This is a genomic window from Diaphorobacter sp. HDW4A, from assembly GCF_011305995.1.
GTDB lineage: Bacteria > Pseudomonadota > Gammaproteobacteria > Burkholderiales > Burkholderiaceae_C > Diaphorobacter_A.
On sequence record NZ_CP049910.1, the window covers coordinates 1,187,099 to 1,204,775 of the forward strand.

The following is a 17,677-nucleotide window of genomic DNA, read 5'->3' on the forward strand; positions in this document are numbered from 1 at the left end:
CTGGAACCCCAAAGTCCGGTCGTGAAGGCTTCATTCGTGTGGGGTGGGGTTAGTCGCAGCATCCGTTTCGTCACAGGTCTGTCCTAGCCGACTACCAGCAGCGAAATTGAATTCGTTTGAGCACAAAGAGGACATCGTGAAAATTTTGGCTATCTCAGGCAGCTCACGTGAAGCATCCACGAATACGGCGTTGTTGCAAACCATGAAAAACTTAGCTCCACTGGGTGTTGATATCTCAGTTTTCTGTCACCTGCATACATTACCAGTGTTTTCGCCTGATGCCGAAGGGGAGAATACACCCTTGATAGTTCGTGAATTTCTAGAATTAGTCTCCGCTAACGATGGCATCGTCATCTCAAGCCCCGAGTACATCCGTGCAATTCCCGGTGGCCTCAAGAATGCAATCGACTGGATGGTTTCACGCTTTGAAGTTATTGGTAAGCCCATTGTTTTGGTACATGCATCACACCGAGGCGACGATATGTTGGCTTCGCTAAGAATAGTTCTTTCAACGTTAAGCAATAATTTTCTTGAGCATATATTTTTACGTCTACCTCTCATTGGGAAATCCCCGGAAGAGGTTGTGAAATTTCTATGCCGGCCCGAGAACGAGTCACAAATCAGATCGTTTCTAGTCAAATTTGCAGCGGCAGTCCATCAAAGCAGCGGAGTGAGCCTTGTCGCCACTAAGGAGACTCTGCAAAACCATTGAATTCAGAGGGCCAAGACAATCACTTCCCCAATGACTGTTTTCAGGTCAGCAGCAGCCCCTCGCTAACAGGCTGTCCCCGGGGATGATGTCAGTCCGCTATCTCGGCTCGCAAATGGGTGATGTCGACCCAAAGCGGAAGTTCCTTCAACGGTTCCGTACATCAGCTTTGAATTTAATGCTTGTGCTGATGGTGAACGTCTGGAAAGTGTTCGTGGCTGTGCGTTATCGGTTCATGGCGATGCCAGTGCATATGCTTTCCTGTTGGAACTAACCCGTCTTCATGCACATGTCGATGGTGCTCATCGTGTTCATGCTCGTGACTATGCTCAAGCGCCTCATGAGAATGTTCATGCCCATGCTTTTCGGTCAGATGCAACCAAACCCCGATACCCATGAGAACACCAGCAACTAGCAAACGTGGTGAAGCGGGATCTCCCAGAAATACGATGGCAAGCAACGCTCCGAAAAATGGCGCTACTGAGAAATACGCCCCCGTCCTAGCTGTGCCGAGGTTGCGCAGCGCTATGACAAAAAGGACAAGGCTGCTGCCGTAGCTCAAGAACCCAATAACAGCGCCTGCAGAGATAACGGTGAATGAAGGCATTTGGATGCCTGTGGCTAAAGCAAGAAGCAGGTTGGTTACGCCCGCTGCAAGCCCCTTCACCATAGCGATGAAGGACGCGTCAGCGATGGAGACTTTGCGCGTCAAGTTATTGTCGATGGCCCAGCAAAGGCACGCACCGACCACTGCGAGTGATGGCCAAAGGGCTGCCGTTCCAGCTTGGCTAGGCCAACTTAGAACGAGTGCGCCTGCAACGATGGCAGCCATACCAAGTGCGATACGCTGGTCAAAATTCTCTTTGAAGACAAACCAAGCCAAGACAGCGGTGAGTACACCCTCGGCATTCAGTAGCAACGAGGCATCGGATGCAGTCATTCCTGCCAAACCCGTCATGAGCAACAGCGGGCCCAACATACCGCCTGAGATGATTGCTCCAGCCAGCCATCCGAGTTCATTGCGTTTGAGCTCCACCGCAGGAGCGCGAGCCACCAACCTGTAAATCAACAGTCCAATGCCCGAGCCAAGGTAGAGAATGCCCGCCAGCAGCCATGGGCTTGCGTGCTCAAGCAGCAATTTAACGGCAGGCGTTCCTGCGCCAAATAGCACTGCGGCCCCTAATGCTGCCAACACACCGTAGTTCTTCAGGGTATTCATTGCTTCCTTCCAACCAGGAAAGGGTATATCAAGGTATCTGAACAGTATTTTTACTAACCCGTCAAACCATCTGCCGGGTTTGCGAATTTTATTGGCTTCGCAAGTCCATTGTTAAAGGTTAGAATTTTGTCGTTGGGGACTTGAGCAGTCTCCCCGCCACCAAGGACAACCTCTGTCCCAAGTGCTGCTCCTAATTTCGGGCCATTGACCCGGGTAGGAGTTCATCTTGACATTTCCTGTCTCTTCCAGTTCATCAACACCTGAGTCCGCTGATAGCGCGACGCCATACACGCTTTGGCAGCTCACGCTCTATATGCTGGGCCTCGGAACTTGGGGTTTCGGCGGCCCCGTTGCGCTTGTTGGCTTCATGTACCGGGACTTGGTGGAGGGCCGAGGATGGTTCACTGAAGCCGATTACAAAGAAGGACTGGCTCTTGCCCAATTGATGCCGGGGCCGCTGGCCGCTCAGTTGGCCATCTATCTGGGATTCGTCCGCTACCGGCTGCTCGGTGCGGCACTTGTAGGGTTGGCCTTTGTTTTACCGTCGTTCGTCATGGTGGTGGCATTAGGTGCTGCTTACACCCGATTTGGGGGATTGACCTGGATGCAAGCGGTGTTTTACGGCGTTGGTGCATGTGTCATTGGAATCATCAGCATCAGCGCCTACAAGCTCACAACAAAGAACATTGGCAAAGACAAGCTCCTTTGGGCTATATGCACCGTCAGTGCTGTCGTCACCTTCGCCACACAGTCTGAAGAGTTGTGGTTGTTCATCGGCTCAGGCGTACTCGTGTGGCTGCTGCGTGCTCCCCCCGACTGGATGTCCAAGCACAGGCTCCATTCAACATCAGTGCCAGTCATCGGGTTCTTCGCGCTGAATGGGATTGATTGGGACAAGCTCGTACAGATTGGGCGCTATTTTGCTTATGCAGGAACGTTTGTCTTTGGAAGTGGACTTGCCATCGTCCCGTTTCTCTACTCCGGCGTGGTCAAGCAATACGCGTGGTTGACCGACCATCAGTTCGTTGACGCAGTTGCAGTAGCCATGATTACTCCTGGCCCAGTGGTCATCACGACAGGATTCATAGGCTTCTTGGTGTCGGGATTTTGGGGCGCCATGGTGGCTGCTTTGGCAACATTTTTGCCTTGCTTTTTACTCACTGTGATTCCTGCTCCATACTTCAAAAAGTACGGAAAAGTACCTGCATTGGTAGCCTTTGTAGACGGTGTCACGGCAGCGGCAATCGGCGCAATTGTTGGTGCAGTGGTTGTAATTTCCCAGCGCTCCATCAGCGACTGTGTCACGGCATGCATGGCCATAGGCACAGCAGTTTCTTTATGGAAATTTAAGAAACTGCCTGAGCCAGTTGTTGTTTTGGTCGCAGCCTTGATAGGCTTGATAGTCTATCCACAGATGCATGCGGCGTAGTGGGTGTCAGAAAATTTCAAAAGCGGTCGATTGAGAGTCGAGGCCCAAATACCGCTTCTGGCTGTGAATTCAACCGATCGACCCTCAATAGACATGCTTTATACCGCTGAGCGGTCCAAAGTATAAATGCCCGGAAAGTATCTTTCCATATATGAATTCGGATACAGTGGAGATTTAAATCCATACTCATCATACAAGCCATGAGCATCACTGGTTGCTAAAGTAAAACGCCGTAATCCCTGAAGTTGAGGATGTGCTAAGACAGCACTCATCAGAGCTTTGCTATATCCATTGCCTCTGTGCTTTGGAATCACAAATACGTCGACAAGATTGGCAAAGGTCGCACTATCCGTGATGACGCGACAAAATGCCACTTGCTGGCCTTCAATATATCCCCCAAAACAAAGTGAGTTCTCAATTGCTATGAGAATATCTCTAATGGAATATTTTTAGCCCACGAGGTTTCAGTGGAAAGAAAGCTGTGAATAAGAAGCACATCCAGCTCAGCTTTATCGTTTGAAATGCGAAGGTCTTTCATGATCGAATGTCTCATCAACTTATGTGGAGCGTCAGCACTTGGCCGATAGTGACTGTACCAGTTCGACCGGTAGCAGATTGCAGGCACACTCAAAAATGGGAACTAAGCTAACGAAGTTTTCCTGTAACTATCGACGAATATGGCTCATGCTTAAGCGAGCTGCATTGGAATGAACGCAACTCCATTCTTCTCTACGCGAGCACCAACCTCGCAGAATCCCATGCGCTCATAGAAAGACAGTGCAAACGGCGTTGAATTGACAGTAGTCGGCGCTGAAGCAGAGGGCCATTCATAAATATCCTTCACATAAGACCAAAGCGCCCTAGCAACGCCACCTCTTTGGAAAGGTTGTCCAACGAAAAGGTGGAATAAATGCGTTCCTTGACGAACAGCAACTACCCCCATCAACTGATCGCCAGCGAAGCCAACATAGTAGTCGAGTCCAGGAGTAGCGATATTTCGCGCAATCCCTTCAGGCGCAAGCGAAAGCAAGAAGCTTTCTGCACCTGCACCGTCATCTCGCAACAGGAAATGATGCGCTTGGGAAAGAATCAATGTGCTAATGGTCGAAGCGTCATCTAGTGTCGCTTTACGTATGCGCATGGATCGATCAGAAATTGTTGCGTTCATTGATGGAGGTCTGCTCATGGCCGATAGCTCATTTCCGGATTGCTTCTGCAACCCGCTCTTCAGAATAGGTCAATTACATCATCCCAACGTGGAGACTACTTAAGCGCATGCTATAGGCCCCTCAACTCGATGGGAGACCATCATGGAAGCCTTCAGTCATGCAGCTCGACGCGAACCATGGAACAAAGGCAAGATAGTCGGGCAGAAAGCACCATTTAAGCTCAAAGACATCTGGGCTCTAAGAATTCGGCTTCAGATGGAAGGACGAGTCCGAGAACTAGCCCTTTTTAATCTAGGTGTGGACAGCAAGCTGTGAATCGCCCCGGGTATGGAGGAGGCTCAACACTCTGAGAGGATTGAGCCATGACGAAGTCAAACAAGTTTTCACCTGAGGTACGCGAGCGTGCCGTACGCATGGTGCAAGAGCACCGAGGCGAGTACCCATCGCTGTGGGCCGCCATTGAATCCATAGCCCCCAAGATTGGTTGTGTGCCCCAAACACTGAACGAATGGGTCAAGCGTGCGGAAGTGGATTCCGGCGCGCGTGAAGGCGTCACAACCAGCGAAGCGCAACGAATGAAGGAGCTCGAGCGCGAGGTCAAGGAACTGCGCAGGGCCAACGAGATACTCAAGCTGGCCAGCGCGTTTTTCGCCCAGGCGGAGCAGGGCCGCCGCCTGAAGTCTTGAAGGCCTTCGTCGACAAGCACCGCGATGCATATGGGGTCGAGCCGCTCTGCAAGGTCTTGCAGGTTGCCCCTTCGGCGTATCGTCGGCACGCGGCGTTACTGCGTGCGCCTCACAAGCGCTGTGCTCGGGCTCACCGTGACGAGATGCTGATGCCACAGATTGAACGCGTCTGGCAGGCCAACATGCAGGTCTACGGCGCCGACAAGGTGTGGCGGCAACTGGCCCGCGAAGGCGTGACTGTGGCCCGTTGCACAGTCGAGCGGCTGATGCGTAAGCTGGGACTGCGCGGGGTGATGCGTGGCAAGGTCGTGCGAACCACTGTCAGTGATGGCAAAGCTCCATGCCCGTTGGACCGCGTCAATCGCCAGTTCCGAGCCGAGCAACCGAACCAGTTGTGGGTCAGCGACTTCACCTACGTTTCGACCTGGCAGGGGTGGTTGTACGTGGCCTTCGTCATCGACGTGTTCGCCCGGCGCATCGTGGGCTGGCGGGTGAGCAGTTCGATGCGCACTGACTTCGTCCTCGATGCGCTGGAACAAGCCCTGTACTCCCGACAGCCTGAGCGCGATGGAAGCCTGATATGCCACAGCGACCGCGGGTCGCAATACGTCAGTATTCGGTACTCCGAACGACTGGCTGAGGCGGGTATCGAGCCTTCGGTGGGTAGCAAAGGCGACAGCTATGACAACGCCTTAGCCGAGACCATCAACGGTCTCTACAAAGCCGAGTTAATCCATCGCCGTGGGCCATGGAAAACAAAGGAATGAATCGCCCCGGATTCTCTAGACACTTTCGAGCCGTTGGGAATGGCGTCTTTCGAACTCTACCGGAGAGATATCTCCGGCGGTTCCATGACGCCTTTTGGGGTTGTAAAACATCTCGATGTAGTTGAAGACATCAGCCCTGGCCTCATCGCGCGTCGAGTAAATCTGGCGACGAATACGCTCGCGCTTGAGCAACTGGAAGAAGCTCTCAGCCACCGCGTTATCGTGACAATTGCCGCGACGACTCATGCTGGAGACAAGGTTGTGATCACGCAGAAAGTCCTGCCAGTCATGGCCAGTAAACTGACTGCCCTGATCCGAATGCACCATGACAGGCAGCTTGGGCCTGCGACGCCACAAGGCCATCAACAGTGCATCGAGCACCAAGCCAGTATCGATGCGGCTGCCCATAGACCAGCCAACAACCTGACGTGAGAACAGGTCAACCACCACCGCCAGATACAACCAACCTTCATGGGTGCGGATGTATGTGATGTCAGTCACCCAAGCTTGGTTGGGCTCGGCCGCTGCGAAGCGGCGCTGCAAGTGATTGGGCGCGACGATGGCAGATTTGCCTCCACGCATGCCTGCACGGCGTTTGTAGCCCGTCTGTGAGCGCAGCCCCTCGATTTTGAGCAGTCGTGCCACGCGATGCTTGCCGCAGCTCTCGCCCAAATCACGCATGTCCATGGTCAGCTTGCGATAGCCATAGACGCCACCACTCTCGAGCCACGCATGCTTGAGAAGACCCAACAGACGTTGATCGTCCTTTGCACGAAGGCTCATCGGTTGCGCCTTCCAGGCGTAGTAGCCGCTAGGGTGTACAGCCATGACCTTGCACAGTCGGCGAATGCTGTACTCGCCTTCATGGCGCTTGATGAATGCGTACTTCACCCGGACTGCTTGGCAAAGTACGCCGCGGCCTTTTTTAGGATGTCGCGCTCCTCTGTGACTCGCTTGAGTTCAGCCTTCAGTCGTCGCAACTCCTCGGTTTGCGACACCTGTGCCTGCCGATCAGGGGCAGGCGTTCGTTGAGCCTTGATCCATTGATAAAGGCTGTGCTGACTCACCCCCAGCCGAGCAGAAACATCGGCCACCTTATGGCCGCGCTCAGTGATCTGCTTGACCGCTTCGGTCTTGAATTCTTGGGGATATCTTTGTTTACTCATGGCACCTCCTATTGGGCCTTAGTTTGAGGCTCAGAGGTGTCTAGAAAATCCGGGGCGATTCAGGTGCAGTCCCCGGTCCTCTAAGGTTCAACAGCTTTTTCTCACCAATAAGCAGGCTGTCGCTTGGGGCTGGGGAATTGCTCACATGCAAGCGAGAGGCAAGTTTGATTCTTATGTTGGTGCGTTGAGCCTGCATTGCAGGGCCATCTCATATGCTGTCTCGAGATGAGGGGCCAGAGGTCGATCCATTGCATTGTGCTGCGCGATTACAGCTCCCTTGTCAGAATCGCCAAGCCTTCCCTTGAAGATCAACCAAGAGAACAAGTGAGGCGTCGTCTGGATGTGAGTGTGCCCAGAGTCCTGTGCCAGCTTGCGAGCCTTCATGTCATCGGTGATTACTGCTTGTCCAATCTTCATGGCGAATGCGATGGATGAGAGCTCTCCTTTGCCTAGGCGCTTACGGCTTTCTAGCAACTTGATCGCCTGTAGATCGTTAATGCTGCACGAGTGGGCGATAAAGCCGCCACGACTCTGCTCGAGCGTTAACCGCCGCATGAGCTCTGATTCCGCAGCCGTCGGAGTCTTCTTCCGTGGCTTGTTCAGACACTCGTAGCGCACGAAGCTGGTGATGCAAAAATCGCAGCGTGCTTCTTTCGCTGCGGAATGTAGCGTAGGCGATGACAGAACATTCCACACCGAACAAGTGTCAGCGACGTTAACCAAATGAAACTGTGACGGATCAATGGCCATGGAGTGTTCTGCCGTAAAGGGTTGCAAGCTCTGCGAGTTCGCCGTGGCTGCACAACAGCGCCTCGGCTAGACGACCGACGCTAATCACGCCGATGCTGAACCCGTCGAAGCAAAGACCCACGTAATGATCGGAGAGTCCTGACTCCAAGAGGCGGGCCTTACGTTCCCGCTGCACAGCGTTGAGGCTATCGGGCAATTCAGGGTCGACCTTTGCCTCACGTGGCACGCGCAGATTACTAATGCGGTTGTATGACGCGGTGTCGATGAGCTTGGCCTCTTTGAGTCCAATGGCGAGTGCGACACAACTTACGCGCAATTCATTGGCCCATCGCAGCGCGTCAGCGTCCGTCCATTGAACAGGGCTCGGAAGGCGTGCGAGAACTGCTGGCGGCATGAGAAAGCACGATGCGAAGCGGTTGGCGCGCAGTTCTACCATGTCCGATCCACTCGGGCCATCGAAGCTGACGCTGGCACCTTGAGAAGAGTCGAAAATAGCGTGCGCCATTTCGTGAGCGGCGCTGAACCGCTGACGATAGATATCCTCGCTGTAATTTACCAGAGCACACTTCCCCGCGACTGGGTGCATGATGAAGAGGCCTGAAATATTGGAGTTGCCGAGCTTGCGCCGGAACACGTGAACGCCTACGCTGCGAAATTCTGCGTAAACATCGCGGGGAACCTCTCGGTCTGAATGCCTCAAGGCAGCGCGAAGACTGGCAGCGGCGGTTTCTCCGTGCCCCTTGAAAAACGTGCCGGTCGGAGCAAAAGAAAAATTTTCGGACGGGCGACCCAGCTCTCGCATCAGGAAATCTTCCGTCTCGCACAGGTAGAGAAAGTCTTGGACCGCACGACGATCTTCCTTGGTGAAGTCGTCGCCATGTGCACGATAGAGCGTCTCGGTTTGTTCGAATGGCGCGACTTGTTCATTGGAAATGAAGAATTTGAAGTCGCATCGATAGTGATCTGCCAAGATCAGCACCTCGTCGCCCGTTGGCTCTGCTTGGCCGGCTTCAATGGCGGTTAGACGAACAGAGTCAATGCCCGTCGAAGCAGCAACTTCGAAGATGGACTCCTTGAGTTGCACTCGGTACTTAGTGAGTTTGGAGCCCAAGGCTCGCAGGTTGATGGCCATTGCCCTGGAAGATGTTCGGGTGGATCTGCCTTAAGTGTAAGCGCTGCTCCTCTAGATCGTGTCAGTTATACGTCTCCACGAGAAGCACCCCCAAAGTTAACGCGGGATCGGCATACGCAGCAATGCTTGACATGGCACTATCAAAGAACGATATCACCAGCTACCAAAGCCACTGGAAAACACCTGCAGCAGACCGTTATTGACCGAAGCAGTCGCTCTGCGTCGATACGGTGACCGGCAGCTCTCAGCCTTTGGTGAATGGTCGCACTCAGATGCGTACTTCTTGGAGGTGTTTGTGAATTTCTGTCCGTGTCACTGAATCGAGACAGTCACTTCCGGCCAAATTCAGTCGTACCGCTGAGTGTCGGCAATAAAAAAGTGAAGAAAGCCCCACCTAAACACATGTGAAGTTAAACGCTACTCCGATTTCCAACTCCCGCAATAAGCGTAAAGACTCGGATTTCACCGACAAGAACGGATACGGACTTTCAGAAAAGCACCCCAGAACGACGTGAGCACTTGTAGTTTGCGAGATGAGCTCGCGAAAGTACTCTTTATGCGGAGCGATGGCATTCCAAAGCCAATCGAGATGCATATCGATATCAGCCTCGCCGTCTAGTGGCGACGCCAATATCCATATGTCCTCTAACCAAGGGGTTTTGCCGAAACGTCGTTCGCCCTTGCGATAAGCCTGCGTGGGACTCAGCCCAGTGATTTGCGCAATGCTGTCGTGATAGTGACCACCCCCCGCAATCCGCAAGGCAGCATCAAAGCGGTAGAGTCTAGGTGTCCCTTCAAAAGCAGGGTTTCGAACCATCTTCTCTCTGCGGCGGACGTAACGCTTGATACGACGTCGGACGGTGGCGGAGATACTGGCCATCAGCTTTCCCAATTTGGTCTAAGTTCGTGAATCAACAATTCTGACAGACCTGCATTTTTCGTAACATGTCTTTTCTAAGGGAAAAGGAAGCCTGCTACCAAAATTGTGGACACCAAGCATGGAGTTTGACAGATTTATCAAGTACTGAATCACGCCCCCATCCGCTGGGTTGCAGCTTATTCGGGTATCGGCCAACACCAGTCGTTGAATGCAGCCTGTTCTGAACGGCTACTTCACCTTCGGAACTGGCGACTCGATTGCGCGGCTCTCTCCGCACAGCTTGAGCGACCGCTTCTGTGCGCAGCTATAGACTCATATCGACCCACCCTTCCCGGCAGGCTCTGAAAGCACAATTTAGCACTCGTATCATTTTGTATATTTCAATTATCTTTGGTTTTTGCATTAATTGAAATAAAACCATTGCGGACCAGTAATCGCTCATAGGAAAACATGCTTCCCAAAAACAACAAACTACAGTAATAATTGTGCTGCACTAGGGTGACTTCCAATGGAAAGCTCAATCGAGGAGAGGCAGTTCTATGAAAAAATTTAAATCATATTTTTGTATGTTGCGACTACGCATTCTTCTGGGTATGTTTTTGGCTCTTGGGGGAGTGATAAACGCGCAGGCACAGGGTTTAATTCCAGTGGTGTGCCCCACTGGCTTTGTCTTCATGACTACAACAAACACCTGCGAACTGGTGTCTGACAAGTCATATCTGAGCACCACTCCAGATGCAGGGAGTGCGCCTTCAGGTGTACCCTCGACCTTGATCGCCAACGTGCTAGCCAATGACACAGTGTTTTGGAGTATTGACGACACGTCTGAGCCGGATAAAGTCGAAGCAGCAAACATCAACTATTTTCAGCTAGCGGTAGTAACCCCGGCCTCCAATGCGGGAGTTAAGCTGAAACCTTCAACGGGCGCAGTGACAGCAACAGCTTCGGTGCCGCCAGGATCATATTCCATCGTATACAAGGCGTGCTTCCCTGGTGGATTTCAATTCGATCCCATTGCATTCGAAATGACCCCGGATATGCTGTCTGAAAAATGCTCAGAGCCGACTACCGTGACGATAACGATCACGGATCAGGTCGCAGGCACCTGCGACATTTCGCTGAGCTATATGCCCGCTGGGGGGACTCCGATGGCGGTTCCGACCTTGGGAACTTTTGCAGTGGGCGTGTTGGCTGCGCTCATAGCGGTGCTCGCCTGGCGCAGTCGCCATCACGGAGATAAGCACCGTATGATGGCCGTCGCAGCAATGGCTGCGGCTGTCAGCTTGTTTTCCATGGGGGGTAGCTCGTGGATCGAATCGGTGCGCGCAGCAGGACCCTATGAATTTGTTAATCCTGCGGGTGGAATGCTTGCAGATGGTGGAGTGGCCTATTCGGATCCTGCACCGCTGCTGACTGTCACCAATACCAGTGGCAAACGCATGCGCATTACCGCCAACGGAAATCCAGCAGAGACGGGAACTTGCATTGTTAATCAAGAACTGGCATCGGGAGCCAGTTGCACAACGCAAGCCTATTCATGCACGCCGCCCGTCCAGCCTGTGGCAATCAGCAACACCAGCGCACCTGCTATCGGCTGCACAGCCGAGCCCGTGCTGGCAACCTATACCAACCGTTTGAACACCCCGATTTATGGGGAGTTCTATGTACATGCACCGTTGCTAACCACAGAACCTGATTTTGACGAGCCTGGCGTCACGACCAGTATCAGCTATACCCGTAATGCGACCGATGCAGCCTACGATGACAGCGACTTCCTGACGAATGGTGAGGCGTTGAAGTCGGGCGTAGCTACCGTCACCTCCACCGCACCAGAGGGCTATGTCTTTGCACCAGGCAACACGAGCACCATGACCTGGACCTTCCCTTATAGCTGCTCGACGTCTTCGGCAGGGTGACAGTTGCAAACCTTGTATGCTTGATCAGCCGCACCACGCAGATGATCAAGCTCCTCATTTTTGGTGACTTGTCTTCAGCACGGGCCTCTCTCGCAGAGTTTACCTATCCTACTTCCGCGCGCCTTTGTAGTGGCAGATTGATGCGGATCGCACCCTACACACCGGCGGTGATCTTCGTGCGCGGTTGGGTTGTCCGTAAACTGCCAAGAGCGAGGTGCAGCGGCGCCAGCTTGGAAGGCTGCTTTGGGTCGAGGCTATGTGAAAACGCAAAAAGGTCACATTTTCGGGAGTAGCAAAACCATTCCCGACAGCGTGATCGTCGATCTCAGATCGATCTGAGAGGTCGAGTTTTCAACCTGACCGCACACGATAGTGTTTTCACACAGCCTCGGTCGAGACCGTCAGTTCGAAGCTTCGAGCAGCCGACATTCGACTGTCTACGGACGGTGTAAACCGCTGGCTGCGAGACTAGATGACTGCTGCGCCCCCGAGAACGGTCATTGAAGCCCACGGCCGGTCGAATGAGTCGATGCCTGCTTCTTGCCACGCATCGTGGACTCAGATCCGGGACGCGAACGACAGCAACCGCTGCAAAAGCGCAGTCAGCGTCAGCTTGGTGAAAGACAGTTCAGGTTCGTTCAGTGACAGCCGCATCTCGGCCAGAAGCAGCCGGTCGCATCATTGACCAAGAGCCGTCATTCAACGCAATTGTTAACCGGCGATCAAGCCGTCCGGGTTGAATGCAATGTTAGGCATGCCGCTTAATGTGATAAGAAATAAAACTCTCTGTATCTTCTCGGCATATTTCATCGGTTCGTGGGTGACGCAAAACTCTTTGAAGTATTGCTACCCAATGATTTATTTTTGAGCGATCAGTTTCGCCGTTTGCTAGTCTGTGAACGATCCAGATGGTGAGCGCTGTAGGCTTGCGATTGATCGATTCTTCAAGGGCAGGAATAAAATCAATATCTTCCTCAATAAAATGCAAAAATGGATTGTCATCGAGAACGTATGGGTGATTTTCTTCAGCCCAGCGAAAAATTATTGGTATAAGTTGGCGGGGTCGTTCTAGTATTCGTATTTTCTCTACTACATTACCTAGGTCAGCTAAAACTTCGTCTCCATTAGCGAACAATATTTCTTCAGCGATGAGTTGTTTGACGTGCACCGTAGTTTCCATGTTCATAGCCTAATGATAAAGGTAAGCGGCCCGCCGAAAGCGGGTCGGCTTGACCGCCGGGTTAGACTCACTATTGGGGGAGCAAGAAATTTGACTCAAAAGAAGCACCATGCAAACAAGAACGGTTAACGCGCAGTGCTCGGTTAGCGCTCTTCGGCATCAATTGCTGCCTGCATGAATTCGGCGTTTTCTTGTGTCGCACTAAAAGCGTCAGCGACTATATAACCGCCAGGTGGCGGTTGAATTAGCGGGTTAATAATCATGTTCTTTTGGCTCCATGCTTTAACACGTAAACCATACAAAGCGGCGCAGAGTTCTTTGCGCGCTTGATGGTAACTAATTTCATGCGAGGAACTATGAAAATCAATGCATCTGTTTTTTGGATAAAGGCGCCATACATATGCGGGCACGCTTTCTTGAACCCATATATCGAGAAGAGCAGCCTCTGGACAAGGTGAATAGTCTGGGCCTCTACAATACATATGACTCTCACCTTTCAAACTCCAACATTGAACTGAAAATCGCGAAAACCCCTCGGTAGGGGAGAAATACAACGCAAGGCGAGATGGGATTGACTGGTCTCCAGACTGATAGTCACACTCGCAGGATGCGAGAATGTAGAAGTGTCCATCGTCTTCGCCTATGTTGTGAAAATTGAGAGTTTTCATGCGCTCTAATGTTAATGTATCCCGCAGAACCTACTGGACAAACTCGACGATGCGGAACGTTCTGCATGTGCCGCACACTAGCGATATTGGAGAATGACAGCCCGCTTTGTGGTTGACGGATGAATGTCTCTTGTGGGTCGTTCAGTGACAGCCGCATCTCGGCCAAGAGCAGACAGTGACCACAGAGAAAGCGGTCAATGCGGTTGAATACACGGACTGACTGCACATGCCGTCTGAAGGGTTAGACACTTTGACGCCCCATCCAGAATGACTTGTCGCGGCCGAGCGCTGCAAGCAGCCAAATCACACTCCCAGTGTCGGCGAGAAGTAGAAGTAAGCAGAGAGCAGCTACCCATAGCTTTCCCCACGCGACTACAACTGCAATTGCAGTAAGGACTGATCCAATCAAGGGAATGCCAGAAGCATGCTTGTAGTCTGCTAGGGAGCCGCCGTGACGCTTCGCATACAGAGCCGGGCGTAAAAACGAAAGGTGGAAATTAATGGCGGCTATCGTTGATGCCAAAGTGATGAGCACCCATGCTGCGACAGGAGCCGGAGTGTTATTGGGGGCAATCAGTGCAGAGCATGTCGAAACAGCCGCAAGCACCAGTGGTGAGGCGACCAATACAACAAAGACTAAGTTTTTGGCTAGAAGCTTTGCGCGCATAGAGCTGGTGTTGCGACCTAGCGTAGTAAGGCAAGCACTATACCTTGCGCACCAAGCAGGCCTACAGATGAGAGAAGTCGGTACGTCAATGTCGGTTTATCCCTCTATCCGATTGACCGTGATGGGTCGCGGCCTGCCAGCCGTTCTCGACCAAGAACAGACATTCCCGAACCTGTCAAAATAAGACCAACATTGCCAAATGCAGACCAGCATGACCAAGATTTTTCTGTATGGCGCTGAGGCCACGTATGCGGGACACTGCGACTTCGAGTGGCATGCGCCTGCGCTGGGTGACAGACACAAAGTTATCCTCTTCTTGGCGCAGGATGAGGAGACCTCGCAAGAAGACAAAGCAACATCAGAACTCACCCGGTTTGGCTTTGTCGACCTTCAAATCAAGGCGGGTCGACCCATACAAGTTGAGTCGCTCAACGACCTACGCATGAATTCGTTTCGAACCCACTATGCAGGTGCGCTTGCAGAGGGATGCTCGCTTGTTTGGTATCCGTAGTCGGCCAGAAGCGGTAAGCGCACGGTCATCCCACCCTTGAAGGGATTGGTCTAAGCGGCAACGATGGTGTCCACCAAAGATTTAGGTGGACACCATGAATGAAGCCAAGAAGAAGACCCGCCGGCGGCACAGCGCCGAGCTCAAGCAGCAGATCATTGCTCAGTGCGCCGAGCCGGGTGCATCGGTGGCCAGCATTGCCTTGTCGTACGGCATCAACGCCAACGTCGTTCACAAGTGGCGCCGCGAAGCGGGTGGCGCGCTGCCTGCACTCCAGGCCCCCGCATTCGTTCCAGTGCCGCTGCCGCCAGCGGCATGTTCACCAGGGCCTGCACTTGCACCAGACATCCGCATCGAGCTGCGCCGTGGCGCCACCACCGTCTCGGTGACCTGGCCATTGGATGCGGCCGACCAGTGCGCCGTGTGGATGCGAGAGCTGCTCAAGTGATCCGGGTTGATGCGCTGTGGCTGGCCACTGAGCCGCTGGACATGAGATCGGGCACCGAGACGGCGCTGGCTCGCGTGGTGTCGGTCTTCGGCGCAGCGCGCCCGCACCACGCCTACCTGTTCGCCAATCGACGCGCCAACCGCATGAAGGTGCTGGTGCACGACGGCATCGGTGTGTGGCTGGCAGCGCGTCGCCTCAACAGCGGCAAGTTCGTCTGGCCGCGTGATGCGGCAAGCACCGCCTCGCTCACCCGAGCCCAGTTCGATGCGCTGGTGCTGGGCCTGCCCTGGCAGCGCCTTGGCAACGGTGGTGTCATCACCGTGGTCTGACTCTGAAGCGCAGACCGGTGCTTGCCAATTGGGGCATGCGCCAATGGTGCGCGTGTGCCAGTGCTGGCACAGTGGATGCCCATGGTGGTCGAGCCTCAATCCCTGCAGAGCCTGAGCGCAGAAGAGCTGCGTGAGCTGACCACGCGCCTCATGACGCAGCTGCGCCACCAGAGCGCGTTGCTGGACAAACTCACGCACGAGAACGCGCTCTTGAAGCGCATGAAGTTCGCAGCTCAATCCGAACGCTTCAACCCCGAACAGAAGAGCCTGCTCGAAGACGAGATCGAGGCCGACCTGGCAGCCGTGGCCACCGAGATCGATGCGCTGCAAGAAGCGCAGGCGCCCGCCAAGGTTGAAGAGAAGAAGGTTCCCAAGCGCGCGCCGCTGCCAGCCAACCTGCCGCGGCGCGAGATCCGCCACGAGCCCGACTCGACCACCTGTGCCTGCGGTTGCCAGATGAAGCGCGTGGGCGAGGACGTGGCCGAGAAGCTGGACTATGTGCCTGGCGTCTTCAGCGTCGAGCGCCACATCCGGGGCAAGTGGGCTTGTGCGAAGTGCGAGACGCTCACCCAAGTCCCCGTCGATCCGCACATCATCGACAAGGGCATCCCCACCACCGGGCTGCTGGCGCAGGTGCTGGTGGCCAAGTACGCCGATCACCTTCCGCTGTACCGCCAGGAAGCGATCTTTGGTCGAGCTGGTCTCGCGATCCCGCGTTCCACGCTCGCTCAGTGGGTGGGCGCGTGTGGCGTGCAGTTGCAGCCACTTGTGGATGCCATGAGAAACGAGCTGCTGCAGCACCGCGTGCTGCATGCCGATGAGACGCCGGTGTCCATGCTCAAGCCGGGCAACGGAAAGACGCACCGGGCCTACCTCTGGGCCTATGCCACGGGTGCCTTCGAGAACACCAAGGTGATCGTCTACGACTTCTGCGAATCACGCTCGGGCGAACATGCCCGGCGCTTCCTGGGCGACTGGAGAGGCAGCCTCACCTGTGACGACTTCAGCGGCTACAAAGCCTTGATCGCCAGCGGCGTGACCGAGGTCGGTTGCCTGGCGCACGCGCGGCGCAAGTTCTTCGATCTGCATGCAGCTAACCAGAGCCAGATCGCCGAGTTCGCGCTGCAGCAGTTCGGTCGGGTCTACGAAATCGAGCGCGAGGTCAAGGAGCTCAGCGCCGATCAGCGCCGGGCCATCCGGCAACAACAAACGAAGCCGCTGCTCGATGCCTTGCACCAGTGGATGCTGCTGCAACGCCAGAAGGTGCCCGAAGGTTCAGCGAGCGCCAAGGCGCTGGACTACAGCCTGCGGCGCTGGGTGGCGTTGACCCGGTTCGTCGACGATGGGCAACTGCCTTTGGACAACAACTGGATCGAGAACCAGATCCGGCCCATTGCCATTGGTCGCAACAACTGGCTCTTCGCTGGCAGCCTGCGCGCGGGCCAACGCGCCGCCGCCGTCATGAGCTTGATCCAGTCAGCGCGCATGAACGGGCATGACCCCTACGCCTACCTGCGCGATGTGATGGCACGTCTGCCCATGCAGCGCGCCAGCCGCATCCATGATCTTTTGCCACATCGCTGGCAGTCCACCACTGCTTCAAATCTGTAGCGGAGGCGACTGCCTCTCCATTGCCGCAATCAGCGGGCAACGGACTTTGCCTCTCCCAGAACTGCAGAGATCGATCAGTTCAGAGAGTACGGCTTCCATTCGGTGCAGGTCTGCAAGCTTGAGTTGAACTTCGGCGAGCTTGGACTCTGCGTGTGTACGGGCTTGAGCGCAGCTCGCACCATCGTCGAGTTGCAGCAACTGCGCGGTCTCATCCAGGCTGAACCCCAGCCGCTTCGCAGTCTTGATGAAATGCAATCGCGATAGGTCATTCTGGTCATATCGCCGAATGCTGCCCTGGGGCCGTTCTGGCTCGGGCATCAGCTCCTTGCGTTGGTAGAACCGTATGGTCTCTACATTGACACCGGCCGCCTTGGCCAGATCACCAATGGTCAAGCCGGGGTGGGCATGCGGAAGAGGAAGGCTCATGGTGCTTGACTCCGTAC

Annotated in this window: 17 protein-coding genes, 2 pseudogenes and 1 other annotated feature; of the genes and pseudogenes, 9 read left to right on the forward strand and 10 right to left on the reverse strand. The window is 54.3% G+C overall.

Features of this window, described 5'->3' with window-relative positions; all coding sequences use genetic code 11:
• Positions 1 to 136 precede the first annotated feature (136 nt).
• A complete protein-coding gene (locus G7047_RS05330) occupies positions 137 to 712 on the forward strand; it encodes an NADPH-dependent FMN reductase (protein ID WP_166301792.1) in 576 nt (191 codons plus the stop codon).
• 172 nt (positions 713 to 884) lie between these two features.
• On the opposite strand, the gene G7047_RS05335 is transcribed toward G7047_RS05330, so the two are convergent.
• Positions 885 to 1,928: a DMT family transporter gene (locus tag G7047_RS05335; protein WP_166301795.1), complete on the reverse strand. Its 1,044-nt coding sequence runs from the start codon at positions 1,926 to 1,928 to the stop codon at positions 885 to 887.
• 313 nt (positions 1,929 to 2,241) lie between these two features.
• On the opposite strand from G7047_RS05335, the gene G7047_RS05340 reads away from it, so the two are divergent.
• The gene (locus G7047_RS05340) at positions 2,242 to 3,357 is read left to right on the forward strand and encodes a chromate transporter (RefSeq protein ID WP_166311893.1); all 1,116 of its coding nucleotides are present in this window, start codon (positions 2,242 to 2,244) and stop codon (positions 3,355 to 3,357) included.
• Positions 3,358 to 3,455: 98 nt separating this feature from the next.
• On the opposite strand, the gene G7047_RS31460 is transcribed toward G7047_RS05340, so the two are convergent.
• Together G7047_RS31460 and G7047_RS05350 are read right to left on the reverse strand one after the other, a co-directional pair.
• The gene (locus tag G7047_RS31460) at positions 3,456 to 3,731 is read right to left on the reverse strand and encodes a GNAT family N-acetyltransferase (RefSeq protein ID WP_371813851.1); all 276 of its coding nucleotides are present in this window, start codon (positions 3,729 to 3,731) and stop codon (positions 3,456 to 3,458) included.
• 314 nt (positions 3,732 to 4,045) lie between these two features.
• A complete protein-coding gene (locus G7047_RS05350; protein ID WP_166301798.1) occupies positions 4,046 to 4,525 on the reverse strand; it encodes a GNAT family N-acetyltransferase in 480 nt (159 codons plus the stop codon).
• A gap of 142 nt (positions 4,526 to 4,667) precedes the next feature.
• Here G7047_RS05350 and G7047_RS31070 point away from each other — a divergent pair.
• Both G7047_RS31070 and G7047_RS05360 read left to right on the forward strand, forming a co-directional pair.
• A pseudogene (locus G7047_RS31070) lies at positions 4,668 to 4,838 on the forward strand (integrase); the annotation flags it as partial.
• Positions 4,839 to 4,888: 50 nt separating this feature from the next.
• Positions 4,889 to 5,976, forward strand: a pseudogene (locus G7047_RS05360) (IS3 family transposase); the annotation flags it as partial.
• Positions 5,167 to 5,283: a sequence feature (AL1L pseudoknot), on the forward strand. Its footprint overlaps the pseudogene before it by 117 nt.
• A gap of 18 nt (positions 5,977 to 5,994) precedes the next feature.
• On the opposite strand, the gene G7047_RS05365 reads toward G7047_RS05360, so the two are convergent.
• The 4 genes from G7047_RS05365 to G7047_RS05380 form a co-directional block, all read right to left on the reverse strand.
• Positions 5,995 to 7,145 (reverse strand): IS3 family transposase gene (locus G7047_RS05365; RefSeq protein WP_166301801.1). Its coding sequence is split into 2 segments (ribosomal slippage): positions 5,995 to 6,899 and positions 6,899 to 7,145, totalling 1,152 coding nucleotides; the frame shifts between segments, so codons are not numbered across the junction.
• Positions 7,146 to 7,316: 171 nt separating this feature from the next.
• Positions 7,317 to 7,895, reverse strand: coding sequence for a hypothetical protein (locus tag G7047_RS05370; protein ID WP_166301804.1), 579 nt, complete (start codon positions 7,893 to 7,895; stop codon positions 7,317 to 7,319).
• The gene (locus G7047_RS05375) at positions 7,885 to 9,027 is read right to left on the reverse strand and encodes an ImmA/IrrE family metallo-endopeptidase (protein ID WP_166301807.1); all 1,143 of its coding nucleotides are present in this window, start codon (positions 9,025 to 9,027) and stop codon (positions 7,885 to 7,887) included. Before G7047_RS05375 ends, G7047_RS05370 begins: the two co-directional genes overlap by 11 nt.
• Before the next feature lie 394 nt (positions 9,028 to 9,421).
• Positions 9,422 to 9,907 (reverse strand): DUF4279 domain-containing protein, encoded by a 486-nt coding sequence (locus G7047_RS05380; RefSeq protein WP_166301810.1) that lies wholly within the window; start codon positions 9,905 to 9,907, stop codon positions 9,422 to 9,424.
• Positions 9,908 to 10,446: 539 nt separating this feature from the next.
• Between G7047_RS05380 and G7047_RS05385 the strand changes: the two genes are divergently transcribed.
• A complete protein-coding gene (locus G7047_RS05385) occupies positions 10,447 to 11,823 on the forward strand; it encodes a midcut-by-XrtH protein (protein ID WP_166301813.1) in 1,377 nt (458 codons plus the stop codon).
• A 748-nt stretch (positions 11,824 to 12,571) separates the two neighbouring features.
• Here the strand turns inward: G7047_RS05385 and G7047_RS05390 are convergent.
• Together G7047_RS05390 and G7047_RS05395 are read right to left on the reverse strand one after the other, a co-directional pair.
• The gene (locus tag G7047_RS05390; RefSeq protein WP_166301816.1) at positions 12,572 to 13,003 is read right to left on the reverse strand and encodes a hypothetical protein; all 432 of its coding nucleotides are present in this window, start codon (positions 13,001 to 13,003) and stop codon (positions 12,572 to 12,574) included.
• A gap of 143 nt (positions 13,004 to 13,146) precedes the next feature.
• The gene (locus G7047_RS05395) at positions 13,147 to 13,671 is read right to left on the reverse strand and encodes a hypothetical protein (protein WP_166301819.1); all 525 of its coding nucleotides are present in this window, start codon (positions 13,669 to 13,671) and stop codon (positions 13,147 to 13,149) included.
• Between the two features lie 878 nt (positions 13,672 to 14,549).
• On the opposite strand from G7047_RS05395, the gene G7047_RS05400 reads away from it, so the two are divergent.
• From G7047_RS05400 to G7047_RS05415, 4 genes are all read left to right on the forward strand, one after another.
• A complete protein-coding gene (locus tag G7047_RS05400) occupies positions 14,550 to 14,849 on the forward strand; it encodes a hypothetical protein (protein ID WP_166301822.1) in 300 nt (99 codons plus the stop codon).
• Between the two features lie 94 nt (positions 14,850 to 14,943).
• Positions 14,944 to 15,294 (forward strand): transposase, encoded by a 351-nt coding sequence (locus G7047_RS05405; protein WP_056265811.1) that lies wholly within the window; start codon positions 14,944 to 14,946, stop codon positions 15,292 to 15,294.
• Positions 15,291 to 15,623 (forward strand): IS66 family insertion sequence element accessory protein TnpB, encoded by a 333-nt coding sequence (tnpB, locus tag G7047_RS05410; protein WP_056265807.1) that lies wholly within the window; start codon positions 15,291 to 15,293, stop codon positions 15,621 to 15,623. The genes G7047_RS05405 and tnpB overlap by 4 nt, the downstream gene beginning before the upstream one ends.
• 81 nt (positions 15,624 to 15,704) lie before the next feature.
• Positions 15,705 to 17,234, forward strand: coding sequence for an IS66 family transposase (locus G7047_RS05415; protein ID WP_166311894.1), 1,530 nt, complete (start codon positions 15,705 to 15,707; stop codon positions 17,232 to 17,234).
• On the opposite strand, the gene merR is transcribed toward G7047_RS05415, so the two are convergent.
• Complete coding sequence (gene merR, locus G7047_RS05420) at positions 17,223 to 17,660, reverse strand: Hg(II)-responsive transcriptional regulator (RefSeq protein WP_056265803.1); 438 nt, start codon at positions 17,658 to 17,660, stop codon at positions 17,223 to 17,225. The two genes, G7047_RS05415 and merR, sit on opposite strands and share 12 nt — an antisense overlap.
• Positions 17,661 to 17,677: the final 17 nt, after the last annotated feature.